Origin of the sequence: Pedobacter sp. D749 (assembly GCF_019317285.1) — a bacterium.
Classification (GTDB): Bacteria; Bacteroidota; Bacteroidia; order Sphingobacteriales; family Sphingobacteriaceae; genus Pedobacter.
Genome location: NZ_CP079218.1, coordinates 247925 through 261976, shown reverse-complemented (window position 1 = coordinate 261976; position 14052 = coordinate 247925). Strand labels below are relative to the sequence as shown.

The following is a 14052-nucleotide window of genomic DNA, read 5'->3' as shown; positions in this document are numbered from 1 at the left end:
AAAACTGATTATTCACTAAAAATTAACCACACCCCGATAAGCTTTTTTTCTTTGCAGGTTTTGATCAAAGAGCAGCGGGTAGTTTTTCCTTCCGGGTACCGGATATTGATCGAGCCATGTAGAGCGATCTGAAAGATTCCAGAAAGTTACACTGCTGATATTCTTTTTAAATTCCCTGAAAATAGAAAAAAGCCTGGCGTATCTGTCACTTTGCTTTTTTTCCAGCACTGCGGTCAGGCTGTCGGGCTCACCGGGTTTCTTTGCTCTTAAATTTTTCTCCCATTTATAGATAGATAGATCCATTTCTGTGATCTGAATCTGCAAGCCAAGAGAAGCATATAATTTTAAAGATTCCCTTAATTCGGTGTCACTGGGCTCAAAAACAGACCAATGTCCCTGCAAGCCTACTCCATGAACAGGCACCTTAGCATCAACCAGTTTTTTAAGCATTTTATAGATTTTTGCTCTTTTTGCAGGTCGTTCCGAGTTATAGTCATTATAAAAAAGCAATGCATCAGGATCAGCCTGATGTGCATATTCGAAGGCCTTGGCAATAAACTCCTCTCCACAGATCTCCTTCCATAAAGAAGGTCTCAAATATTGATCATCTTCATCACCAATAACTTCATTAACCACATCCCAGGCATATACCTTTCCCTTGTACCTTCCCACAACGGTTGTGATATGGTCTTTAAGCCGTTTAAGCAACAGCTCTTTATCAACCCCTCCTCCCGAACTGTTCTTAAAAATCCAGGCCGGTACCTGCTCATGCCAGCACAAGGTATGCCCCCTTATTTTAATCCGGTTGTTAAGTGCAAAATTAACCAGTGCATCGGCCTCGGTCCAATTATAAACATCCTCACGAGGATGAATGGGTTGCATTTTCATCGCGTTCTCGGGCGTTATGCTATTAAATTCCTTTAAAAGTAATGTGCCCTGCTCTTCTTTTATGGTTTGGGCCGAAACCGCAACCCCAATGTTGAAGTAAGACTGATAATAATCTTTTAAGCCGGGGTTATTTTTTTTAGCCCTGGTATAACTGCCACAGCTGGAAAAAGCTGCGAAAAGAGTAACAGTAAAGATGGCAATGAGAAATTTAGTTGTACGCATTATATTTGGTTAAATGGCAATTCGATTTCATTCTATGATCAATGCAGAAAAAAATCCAGTAAATTTAGACCTAAGTACGTAGATCAACAGTCATATTTGTCATGAACATAAGAACAGATGTTTAAAAAGGCACAAAATAAGCCGGGTTGATCACGAGATAAGCACCAGCCAATCATGTCATAAATTCATTACATGACATTTGTTTCATAAAATTGACGATAAGAAGCCTGGTCAGCCTAAAAAACATACGATTTTGCAAACTTTTAGCATTACCCTGATCAAATATGAGAAAACCAAATATCATCCCCTACCTGGCCGTCTTACTCTTGGCTACCGGAGTAGTTTTTAGCGCATATAAAAGCCAGGAAGTTAATGCCAAAGGACTGAAAGACTACTACCAAAAATATTTCCCCATAGGAGTAGCTATTACGCCATGGGATCTTAGTGGAAATAACCGGAATTTGATTCTTAACCAGTTCAACAGCATCACAGCTGAAAATGCAATGAAAATGGGCCCTATTCATCCCATGGAAAATACCTACAACTGGAAAATGGCAGATTCTATAGCCGCTTTTGCCAGGATTAATGGTTTAAAGCTACGTGGCCATTGCCTGGTATGGCACAAGCAAACGCCAAACTGGTTGTTTAAAGGCGAAGACGGAAATATGGTTTCGAAAGAAATTTTATTAAAAAGAATCCAGGAGCACATCAATACAGTGGTAAACAGGTATAAGAAAGACATTTACGCCTGGGACGTCGTAAATGAAGTGATTGCAGACGATTCTGCTTATTTCAGGAAATCGCCGCTTTACCAGATCGCAGGTGAGGATTTTGTAGAAATGGCGTTCAGGTATGCCCACCAGGCCGACCCAAAGGCCCAACTGTTTTACAACGATTACAATACAGAACAGCCATTAAAACGTGATAAAATTTACAGAATGCTTAAGGGGCTGTTGGCTAAGGGCGTTCCAATACATGGCGTTGGCCTCCAGGGGCACTGGTCGATAAACAACCCTAGCCGTTCTGAACTGGAAAAATCCATTGCACTATTTTCGTCGCTTGGACTTAAAGTTCAAATCACCGAGCTTGATGTATCGGTTTATAGCGGCAACCAGGGCGGACGGTTAATCAAGGGCAATGCAAGCAGCGAAGTTGAACCATTTACTCCGGAAATGGAAGAAAAGCAACTCAGCCAATATAAAATGATTTTTGAAGTGCTGCGCAAATACAAAGCCAACATTACGGGGGTCACCTTCTGGAATTTATCAGACAGGTACAGCTGGCTGGACAATCGCGGACCTAAGAACTATCCGCTGTTGTTCGATAAAAATCTAATGCCTAAAAAAGCATTTTTCGAGGTGATAAAATTCTAATGAATAGGTTTACCTTACATTGTCAGGACAGGTACTCATTAAATCACGTTTTAAAATTAGTGCGGAACCCGACAAAAGCTTTTAGAGCCTGTTTAAATTTTTATAACAAATATAAATGGCCTTTTGCTTTCACACTGAGGATTAAATAATTGTTTAAAATCAATATGAATGACGTAAAATTGTTTTCTCTTGGCCTACGGCGCAGTCTTGCCTCGGCTCACCGCCGCCGAAAGGCTCTTTCTTTTTGGCATCAAAAAGACCAGCGGAGCTAGCTTGAGCACAGTTGAAAAAATAAAGGCATGTGAAAAAACAAAAAATGCCGGCTGAAAATTTTTCTTTTGAAGGCAGTTCTGCAGCCAGAACAGTGCAGCCCGAAAAATTTGTTAGGCCGGATTTAAGTAGAACGTGGATACCGTGCTATGGCCTAGCCGGATGGAAATACGAAAGCAGTTAAATGCTGACTGATAATAACTTAAAAAACAACATCAATGGTAGCGTAGTCGATTGCTTTATTAATGCGTTGAAATGGTCTTCGACTACGCTCAGACTGACATACGAAATAAATTTTATTTAATTTTAAACAGGCTTTTAGTCTATTCACAATAACATTAACCAAATAAACCGATCAATCATTGGAATCTTCCTTATCTGCAAAGCAACCAGATGTAAAGGAAATTTTATCAATGAATTTTTAGCAGCCCAATTATGAGAAAACACAACTACTTTAAAAAATTACTTCTTGTAATCCTTTTCTGCAATTTATGCAGTTTGGTGAAAGCCCAGGAATACCCTTTTCAGGACTACAAACTTCCATTTGAAAAAAGGGTAGATGATTTGGTTTCAAGGCTTAGCCTGGATGAAAAGGTGATGCAAATGCTTAATGCTGCACCGGCGATTCCCCGCTTTAAGATTCCTGCGTACGATTGGTGGAATGAAACGTTACACGGAGTAGCGAGAACACCTTTTAAAGTAACCGTTTATCCTCAGGCAATAGCCATGGCTGCAACCTTCGATCCTTCGGCGCTTTATAAAATGGCCGACTATTCGGCTTTAGAAGGAAGGGCTATTTACAATAAGGCACTAGAACAGGGCAGAACAAATGAGCGCTATCTAGGCTTAACCTACTGGACGCCAAACATCAATATCTTTCGCGATCCGCGCTGGGGAAGAGGTCAGGAAACCTACGGTGAAGATCCTTACCTGACAGGTACCCTTGGAGATGCTTTTGTAAGGGGTTTGCAAGGTGATGACCCAAAATACCTTAAGGCAGCCGCCTGTGCCAAACATTATGCGGTACATAGTGGTCCTGAACCGCTTCGACATGTGTTTAATACTACAGTAAGCGATTTTGATCTCTGGGATACCTATTTACCGGCATTTGAAAAACTGGTTACACAATCAAAAGTTGCAGGTGTAATGTGCGCTTATAATGCTTTTCAAGGACAGCCTTGCTGCGCTAATGATCTTTTAATGACTGATATTCTGCGCAGGAAATGGAACTTTAAGGGCTATGTAACCTCCGACTGTTGGGCCATAGATGACTTTTACAAAAACCACAAAACACATCCAAATGCGGCATCAGCTGCTGCAGATGCCGTTTTTCATGGAACTGACCTGGATTGCGGTACAGAAGCTTATAAGGCTTTGATCACCGCAGTGAAAACGGGAATAATTAAAGAAAAAGACATCGACGTTTCTGTGAAAAGATTGTTCATGATCCGTTTCAGGCTGGGTATGTTCGATCCCTCTTCGATGGTTAAATACGCCAATACCCCGAGCAGTGTGCTGGAAAATAGCGAGCATAAGGCACATGCACTTAAAATGGCACGTGAATCGATGGTATTGCTCAGAAATGAATCACATACACTGCCTTTAAAAAAGAATCTCAAAAAAATCGTTGTACTGGGTCCTAATGCAGATAACTCAATCTCCGTACTGGGAAATTATAATGGAACTCCTTCCAAAATCACCACTGTTTTACAGGGCATTCAGGATAAAGTTGGTAAGCAGACCGAGGTTGTTTACCAGCAGGCTGTTTCTTTCACCAATGATACGCTGTTAAGTTACCTGGATTTAAATAGCCAATACAAAACTGACGGTGTTCAGGGCTTTAAATCAGAATATTTTAGCAACATTTCATTGGAAGGCAAACCGGTGTTAACCAGGACTGAGCCAAAACTTGAAAACAGCTGGCAGGAAGGCGAAAAAATTGCAGATAAATTAACCGCTAATAATTTTTCTGCCAGATACAGCACTGTATTCAAACCTACAAGCACTGGCTCCATCACCTTCGAATTGAATGCTGATGATGGATACCGTTTTATCATTAACGGCAAAAATGTAATTGACGCCTGGTCGAGGAACCGTTGGGGCGCTAAAACGTATAAATTAGAAACATCAAAAGATTCGGTTTACAATCTGGTTATAGAATACTGGCAGGGCGAGGGAAGTGCTAACGTCCGTTTAAGGGCGGGTACCTATGTCAGAACTGATTTCAAAGCGCTTGTTAAAACCCACGCAGATGCTGACGCCTTCGTATTTGTCGGCGGGATTTCTCCGCAGCTGGAAGGCGAGGAAATGAGAGTAGATTATCCGGGATTCAGCGGTGGGGACAGAACTTCAATTATGTTGCCTGCAGCTCAGACCGCATTAATGAAATCACTAAAAGAAAGTGGAAAACCAGTCGTTTTTGTAATGATGACCGGTAGCGCCATTGCGATACCATGGGAAGCTGAAAACATTCCCGCTATTCTGAATGCATGGTATGGCGGACAGGCAACTGGCGAAGCCGTGGCTGATATTCTTTTTGGAGACTACAGCCCTTCAGGAAGATTGCCTGTAACTTTTTATGCGAGCGATAAGGACCTTGGGGATTTCAGCGATTATAGCATGAAAAACAGGACATACCGGTATTTTAAAGGCAAACCGCTTTATGGATTCGGTTATGGGCTTAGCTATTCTTCATTTTTATATGAAAAATTTGTTGCTCCTGCGGCACTAAAAGCAGGCAAAGGCACAGAGGTGTCGGTTATGGTGAGCAATAAAGGAAAGTTTAGGAGTGATGAGGTGGTTCAGTTGTATCAACTCAACAACCAAAAATCTATCAAATCAGCAGCAAAGGCCCTGAAAGGATTTAAACGCATTAGCCTTGAACCGGGAGAAAGTAAACTGGTTAAATTCAGCTTAAAAGCAAATGACCTGTCTTATATCGGTCAGGATGGCTCAAGACAATTTTACAAAGGCAGTATTACATTAGCTGTTGGCGGCAGTCAGCCCGATGAGTTATCTCCAAAAAGCGGAAATATTATGAAAAAAGTTATCCGGGTAAACTAAACTTAAGTACCGCAATAAAATAATCGACAACACCTTAGAAACAACTTTAATGAAAGAACTAAACCAAAAATACTTTAAACTCGCACTCCTGTTTTGTTTGTTGTTCACGTTGGCAAAAAATTCCTTTGCCGATGATCATATTGCCAGCCACCGGCACCTGGCAGATCCCGCTACACTGGTCTATAATGGAAGAGTTTACTTATACGCATCCAACGATGATGACAATTCGGATGATAAAGATAGTGGCTATAAAATGAAATCGATTGTTTGTATTTCAAGCAGTGATATGAAAAACTGGACGGATCACGGTGTAGTGTTTGAGGCGCCAAGAGATGTAACCTGGGCCAATAGAACCTGGGCACCCTCAGTTATCGCCAGAAATGGTAAAATTTATCTTTATTTTGGTAATGGCGGATCAGGGATTGGTGTAGCCACAGCTTCCTCTCCAACTGGTCCATTCAAAGATGCATTGGGCAAAAAGTTAATTGATAATGAAACCCCTGGTGTACAGCCTGCAAAAAATATGTGGTTGTTTGATCCAATGGCCTTTTTAGATGATGATGGACAGGCCTATTTATATTTTGGAGGCAATGGTGAAGATAATATGCGGGTAATAAAGCTAAATAATGATATGATTAGCGTAAATGGTCAGGCAACTTCTTTTCATGTACCTGCCTTTTTTGAAGCTTCATGGATGCATAAACGTAATGGAAATTATTATTTCTCCTATTCCTCAAACCCGAAAGCCGAAATGAGGATTGATTATATGATGAGTAAAAGTCCAACGACCGGATTCACTTATAAAGGTGTTATCGGCGCACAACCACCCAAAAACAATAACAATAATCACCACGGCATATTTGAATTTAAAGGAAAGTGGTACCATGCCTATCATAACAGGGTTGTCGCTATTAAAAAAGGCATTCCTCCGGTTTACAAACGAAACCTGGCCATAGAAGAATTGAATTATAATGCTGATGGAACAATTGCCCAGGTGGTTTATACTGAAAACGGCGTAACACAAATTGGCGCAGTAAATCCTTATGAGCGCAATCAGGCTGAAATGTTGCAGGATCAAAACGGAGTTACCACTAAAAACAATGACGACGGCGGGATGCTGGTTACCGGATTAAAGAATAATGCCTGGATTAAAATTCAGGGTGTCGACTTTGGAAAAAAGGGACCTAAATCCTTTAGTGCCAGATTGAGCGGACTTTCTTCAGGCTCAAGTCTGGAAGTGCGCATTGGAAGTATAACAGGAAAGCAAATCGCAAAAATGGTATCTTCGAAAAAAGACGAAAGTGGCTTACAAACTTTATCGGTGAAAACCGGGGAGGTAAAAGGCAAAATTGATATTTATCTTTTGGTAACCAGCTCAAACCCATCTGCGTTTTTAGATATAGACTGGTGGAGTTTTCAGCAACGATAAACTAACAGAATAATGAATTTGGAATGGTGATGCTGTGCCTTAAAGGTTTTATCAGCATAAACTTTGCATTATCAAAACAGGAAAATGAAAGCACATATAAATAAATTGATTATCATCGCATTGTTGGTATTAGGTGGTTCAACGCTATTGAAAGCAGAGGATGGCCAGGCCCTGTGGCTGAGAGGCAATTCCAATATTAAAGTCACCGTTTCCGGCCCTGGTCACTCGCCTGTGGTAGATGTCGCCATAGCTGAGCTTAAAAGAGGCTGGCGCGGAAAACCGGATATGGTTCTAAACCTCAGGATTAGCGACAATCCGGCAATTAAAGGTGATGGATTTCAGCTGGAAGAATCTGCAATAAGTGCCAGGACAGAACTGGGTTTATTGTACGGCGCTTACGAGCTGCTCAGAAGTCAATATCTTGGCGTTACTAACCGAAGGTTCGTTTCAAACCCTTCCTACTCCAGAAGAATCCTGAACCATTGGGATAACCTTGACGGCAGCATCGAAAGAGGTTATGCTGGTCGTTCAATATTCTGGGGAGAAAAAGAAAATGGATTGAGTATTACAGAACAGGATAAAGAAAAATGGACAGCTTACGCAAGGGCAAATGCATCTATCGGCATTAATGGTTCGGTTTTAAACAATGTCAATGCTTCTGCCAAAATCCTCTCTAAACCTTATTTAGAGAAAGTACGTGCGATTGCTGAGCGTTTACGCCCTTACGGGATAAAAACTTATTTATCAGTCAATTTTTCTTCGCCTGTGCTTATAGGCAAATTAAAAAAAGCAGATCCGTTAGATCCTCAGGTTCAACAATGGTGGAAAGATAAAGTAAAGGAAATTTACGCCCTCATACCTGATTTTGGAGGATTTCTGGTGAAGGCAAACAGTGAAGGACAACCAGGACCACAGGATTATGGCAGAACCCATGTAGATGGTGCCAATATGATGGCAGATGCGCTGGAACCCTTCGGAGGGATTGTGATGTGGCGTGCCTTTGTTTACAATCCATCTCCCGAGGACAGAACCAAACAAGCTTATAAAGAATTTTTACCGCTGGATGGAGCGTTCAGGAAGAATGTAATTTTACAGGTAAAAAATGGCCCACTCGATTTCCAGCCAAGGGAACCTTTCAGTCCCTTATTTGGAGGAATGACAAAAACGCCCGTTATGCCTGAATTTCAAATTACCCAAGAGTACCTGGGTGGCTCGAAGCAACTTGTTTTCCTTTCTACATTATGGGAAGAGTGTTTAAATAGTGATACCTATCAATATGGGAAGGGCAGCACTGTTGCCGCCTGCACCGATGGCTCACTAAGCAAAACTGATTTTACCGCCATTGCTGGAGTGGCTAACATTGGTAATGATGTAAACTGGACCGGACACACCTTTGCGCAAGCCAACTGGTACGCATTTGGGAGACTGGCATGGAATAATAAACTTGAAAGCAAAGTAATTGCTGCAGAATGGATTAAACAAACCTTTCTTGATTCAAAAGAAAAAAAGACCGACGCTAAATTTGCTAAAACTGTTCAGGGGATGATGATGGAAAGCAGAGATGCAGCCGTTGATTATATGATGCCACTGGGTTTACACCATATTTTTGCGGAAGGTCACCATTACGGACCCGCGCCATGGTTTTCTAATGATAAAATCCGTGCGGACTGGACTTCAGTATATTACCATAAAGCGGACGAGCAGGGAATTGGTTTTGACAGAACCCGTAACGGAAGTGATGCGGTTGACCAATACCATGAGCCATTGAGTTCAACCTTTAATAACCTCTCCAGCTGCCCGGAAATGTATCTGCTCTGGTTTCACCACGTGCCATGGTCTTACCGATTAAAAAGTGGAAATGATTTATGGACTGAGCTCTGTATTCGTTATGACCGGGGTGTTAATAAGGTAAGGTCTTTTCAAAAAGACTGGGATAGAATGGACGGTGCAATAGACAAGGAACGGTTTCAGGAAGTACAGTCGAAACTTAGAACCCAGTCGAGAGATGCACAAATATGGAAAGATGCCTGTCTGCTGTACTTTCAGCAGTTTAGTAAAAGGGAGATTCCATTTGACATTGAGCGCCCTGTACATGATCTTCAATCGCTGAAGGAATTAACTAAAAGCAGGGATTACAATTAGAGAATATAGCGTCTGTACTATAATAAAGAATGTTATCCTGAGGGATAATTTATTTTATAAAAATCAAGATGAATGGACAGGAGGATTTTTAACGAACTGTAGACTGTGAGGAATCGTCATTGCGAGAAGGCTTTTCAGCCGACGAAGCAATCTTACAACGATCGCTACTAGCGTGTGCTTTAAGATTGCTTCGTGCCTCGCAATGACGATTTTTCTATTGGAGTCTGTCAAAACACTTCCTCATATCTCATCACATGCTTAAGGGTTCGATTAATCTTCAAAAACCAGTACAAAGCCATCGTTCCCTTTTAAGCTTAAACTCAATTTCCCATCGTGACCTACTGTTATTTCCTTAGATTTTAAATTAACCTCATCAGATCCTTCTGAAAAAATCAAATTCGCTTTTTTATTCGCCAGGAAAGCTAAATTAAGCGATAAGTCTCTTTGTTTATTTTCGCCATTAATACCAGAAACATACCATTTCTTGCCGCTTCTTCTGGCTACGATATAAAATTGTCCCGGGTAACCGTCAATAAACCGGGTATCATCCCAGTTGCCTGGCAATTCCATAAGGAAGGTTTTAACAAAATCCGGAACATGAGACATACCGGAAGGTGTTTCTGCAAAATGCTGGATGCCGGAAAGGAAAACAACGGAAGTGGCCAGTTCAAAAGCGGACGTAGTTACCCGTTTTACTCCAGGAATTTTATACAATACCATTGGCGTAAAATCCATTGGATCGAATACATTTCGCACCATTGCACTCATCACGGAATGTGAAGGGGCCTTATTTGCTGCATCCTGGCCAAAGGAAATCATTTCATATCCAAATACAGCTTCAGTAGTCATCAAATTAGGATAGGTTCTTTGTAATCCCCTTGGCAGCGTGGCACCGTGAAAATTAACCAGTAATTGGTAACTTGCGGCGTCTTCCAAAATATCCCGATAATAATTGATCATCGACAGTCCATCTCCGGCAAAAAAATCTATTTTCACGCCTTTTATCCCCATTTCTTTTAAACGGGCAAATTCCTGAATCCTGCTTTGATGAGTTAACAGTTTATCTCTGGGCGTAAATTTTACGGTATTCCAGTTTCCTGCAGAATTGTACCAAAGGAGCAGTCCAACATGTTTTTCTTTTGCATATTTGGCAAGCACAGCAATAGAGTCATACCCAATCGTTTCATCCCAGTTAGCATCAATTAAACTGTATTGCCAGTTCATGCTGGCCGCATAATCAACATATTTTTTCTGCACGGGATAGATTGTTGCGGCATCTTTTTCGAGCACCCAACTCCATGCGGCCTTTCCGGGCTGAATAAATGCTTTATCCATTGCTATAGCTGGCTGGGCAAGATCAGTTCCCAGGGTTGATTCAGAAATAGTCTTTAAATCGCCAATGGCCATAATTCTCCAGGGCGTTTTCCAGGGTAAAGCCGATTCAGGCAGTATAGCGGCCCCAGGAATACCTTCGGCTGGCTGAGGGAAATTAACCAAATACTCATTATTAACCGATTTTTGAGCAAGGGAAGTTCCGCAGTAGCCCCGTCCCAGATCTGCTTCGGTGAGGAGCATCCAAACCTGACCTGATTTAAATAAAGCCGGATACACCCAGCCATTTGAACTGCTTGATGGCGTTCCCACCGGTATATCCATATTATAATGGGCCTCATAAGATGGATTAGTGTGTTCAAACCCCGTTTGCGCATCGGCTTTAGGTTGCATCCAGGCCCTTGTTCCGGTTAAAAACCGGAAACTGGTCGACTCTTTTGTTATTCGTTTTAAGTCTTTGTTCTGTTCTGGAAACTCGTACCTGAATGCTATCCCATCATTAGAAATATTGAAAATAATGTTCATCCGGCTCCCTTTGCTGGTTCGAAATTCAAAAGTTGTCTGGGTGGCTTTATAAATGATGGAACTTTTTTTCGCATTTACCATTGTATAGTCCTGGCTCACCATCCTTGGTTTTGAAATTTTGATTAAAGTAAGCTCCTTTGAAAAATCGTCATCTTCCCGGATAAGGCCCAGCTTTGAATCAGCGAGTACCTGCTCACCATTGTAAGAAACTGTATAGCTTAATTTTTTCGGACTACACACCAGCTCCAGTTTCTTATCAGGACTAAATATACGCTGTTGGTCTGTTTGTGCCACAGATGCCTTCGCACCTATGACCAGGCCAATTAGCCCAATTAATATTTTCGTTATTTTCATATTGAAGTATGTTCTGTTTGAGGAGTGGTTATTTATTACCGGCATTCTTAAGCAGGCGTATATAATAAATTGCACTTGATGTATTTCCCTGCGAAGTCTGAATCCGAAGCCTGATATTTTTCTTTCCTGAAAGCAACTCACGAGGTATTGCATATTCCTCAGTCTTGAATTCAGAAGTATTCCATTTTTCTGAATTATCTACGGTCAGCAGTTTTTTATCGTCAATGTAAATATCAAAAACTTTCTTTCCCCATTCGGCGCCCCAATACTTAAGCGAAATTTTAAGATCGGTTTCTCCTGTGGTTTCAAGCAGATAGCTAAAATATCCACCATTATTGGCTGAACGCCAGAACTGGTCAGAAAAAGTTCCGGTTTGGGAAGCGCTTTGGAGCAACTGGTGATCCACCTCTGGCTGTTGTTCTCCTGGCGCTACAAAATCTACCGTTCTTTTTTCAAGTAAAAGTTTTACTTTTTCCAAAGTCTGCAGGGAATCCAGATAGTTCTTGTACTGGCCCTGGCTCAGTGTCATCCAGTACATCATATACCGGGAATCGTGGATTTTATAAAATGGCTCAAGTTCTAACTTAGCGGGATTAATGATTTTGAGGTTTGCAAAGCTGAATTCCATTGGCTTTCCTTTCTCAGGTACTACGCTGGAGATCACCTGTTCAGCGCCGTTTGCGATCAATATCGGTGCCTGATCAACAGGCAGTTTTTCGCCACTTGCAATATGTCCCCAGCGGCTCTGATCGGCTACAAGTCCTTTCAGATCCTGCGTTCCGGTTTTCGCAGCAAGCAATATCGGCCCATGGAGTATTGCACTATAAATCGGCAGGTTTGGCAATTGCTCCAGGCTGGTATGCATAGGCAATTCAATCTCCACTATATCTCCTTTCTTCCAGCTTCTTTTTATTCCAACATAAGATGAGGCATCTGCATCGCTTTTTACTTCTTTATTATTGACCCGTATTTTTAGCTCCCCTGGTTTTACCCATGCAGGATATCTTACCATAAGGGTAAAGTCTGCACTCCCCTTTTCAATCTCGATTCTGGTTTTTTCAGCATCAGGAAAAGAAGTTTTTTGTACAAGTTTAATACCTTTTTTCTGCCAGTCAAGCTGCGAGGCTATAAATAAGTTTAGAAAAAGCGAATCTTTGCTGTGGGTATAAATTACCTGCCCAAGCTTACCATAATTCTCCATTCCGCTCCCTACGCAACACCACATCGCTTTGTTTGGGGCAGAATATACCCGATAGTGCCTTGGGCGTGCCGGTGTAAAATAAACATAACCACCGTGAACGGGATGTTGGGCAGACAAAATGTGGTTAAATAACGCTTTTTCATAAAAGTCCATATATTTCCCAAACGGCTGATCACGGAAAAGTCCTTCAGAAAGCTTTAACATATTGTAGGTATTACAGCTTTCCGGCCCTTCTACATCATTGATAAAATCAGGCGCAGAAGCCGGACTTGGAAAAAACTCTCTCCTGCTGTTTCCTCCTAAAGCAAGTGTGCGGTTATGAGAAACGGTTTCCCAAAAAAAGAGACCGGCCTGCCTGTAATTATCTGCATGACTTAATTCGCCTATACGCTGAAAACCGATCGCTTTGGGCACCTGGGTATTTGCATGTTTATTGTTCAGGTTATCTTCCCTGTGCGACATTGGCTCAAGTAACTGATGATGAGAAAAACGCATAGCAGCATTCAAATACTTTTTATTTCCGGTAATCTGGTAAGCATCTGCAAGAACCTCATTCATCCCACCTTGTTCGGTACCTAGCATGCTTTGCATTTGCTTGTCAGATAATTTAGATGTGATCTCAAGACTCCAGTCACAGAAACCTATAAACATTTTTTTAGCATCCTCATTAGCTGAATACAGCCAGGCGTCGCGCAGGCCAGCAAACATTTTATGAACGTTATACCAGGGAACCCAGGCTTTACCGAATGCTTTAAAATCACCTGTTTTGAAAGTTGACCAAATTTCAGCACTGTTAGGCACGCCTCCAACATATCCAATCGCCCAACCGGGATGATTTACGGCATTTGCAAGCTGACAAGCTTTGAGCTCTTTAATCATATAATCCAATCTTTTTTTACACTCCCCATCACCTGTTGCAGCATAAGTTGTTGAAAGTGCAGAAAGGTAATGACCTCCTACATGGCCATCCAAACCATCCCAGTTTTCATAGGAACTTTTTTTAGGTTTCAGACCAGCCTGCTTCAGGTAAGGCGCCAACAATCTGTCGACATCATATTCGAGCAGTGTTTTTAAATTCAGGTCCTGGGCATGTTTAAAGGGTCCATCTAAAAGACGAACTGACTGAAGCGGGAATTCATTGGTATATAATCGATCCTGGCCATTTGCATTGGCAGTCCAGCTGATCATAAAACCCAAAAGATAAAAAATATGCTTTCTCGTTACGGCGCTCAGTTTTGGTTTACGAATCATAA

At 41.6% G+C, this 14052-nt stretch carries 7 protein-coding genes; 4 read left to right on the top strand and 3 right to left on the bottom strand.

The window, feature by feature from the left end; genetic code table 11:
- Nucleotides 1-15: 15 nt before the first annotated feature.
- Nucleotides 16-1110, bottom strand: coding sequence for an endo-1,4-beta-xylanase (locus KYH19_RS01065; protein WP_219077243.1), 1095 nt, complete (start codon nucleotides 1108-1110; stop codon nucleotides 16-18).
- 284 nt (nucleotides 1111-1394) lie between these two features.
- Between KYH19_RS01065 and KYH19_RS01060 the strand changes: the two genes are divergently transcribed.
- The 4 genes from KYH19_RS01060 (at nucleotide 1395) to KYH19_RS01045 (ending at nucleotide 9387) form a co-directional block, all read left to right on the top strand.
- Nucleotides 1395-2483: an endo-1,4-beta-xylanase gene (locus KYH19_RS01060; protein WP_219077242.1), complete on the top strand. Its 1089-nt coding sequence runs from the start codon at nucleotides 1395-1397 to the stop codon at nucleotides 2481-2483.
- A 705-nt stretch (nucleotides 2484-3188) separates the two neighbouring features.
- Nucleotides 3189-5816: a glycoside hydrolase family 3 C-terminal domain-containing protein gene (locus tag KYH19_RS01055; RefSeq protein ID WP_219077241.1), complete on the top strand. Its 2628-nt coding sequence runs from the start codon at nucleotides 3189-3191 to the stop codon at nucleotides 5814-5816.
- Between the two features lie 49 nt (nucleotides 5817-5865).
- Nucleotides 5866-7245, top strand: a complete 1380-nt coding sequence (locus tag KYH19_RS01050) for a glycoside hydrolase family 43 protein (RefSeq protein WP_219077240.1) — start codon at nucleotides 5866-5868, stop codon at nucleotides 7243-7245.
- Between the two features lie 84 nt (nucleotides 7246-7329).
- The gene (locus KYH19_RS01045) at nucleotides 7330-9387 is read left to right on the top strand and encodes an alpha-glucuronidase (protein WP_219077239.1); all 2058 of its coding nucleotides are present in this window, start codon (nucleotides 7330-7332) and stop codon (nucleotides 9385-9387) included.
- Nucleotides 9388-9657: 270 nt separating this feature from the next.
- On the opposite strand, the gene KYH19_RS01040 is transcribed toward KYH19_RS01045, so the two are convergent.
- Nucleotides 9658-11598, bottom strand: coding sequence for a glycoside hydrolase family 97 protein (locus tag KYH19_RS01040; RefSeq protein WP_219077238.1), 1941 nt, complete (start codon nucleotides 11596-11598; stop codon nucleotides 9658-9660).
- A 28-nt stretch (nucleotides 11599-11626) separates the two neighbouring features.
- Entirely contained in the window at nucleotides 11627-14050 is a 2424-nt protein-coding gene (locus KYH19_RS01035; RefSeq protein WP_219077237.1) for a beta-L-arabinofuranosidase domain-containing protein, read from the bottom strand.
- Nucleotides 14051-14052 lie beyond the last annotated feature (2 nt).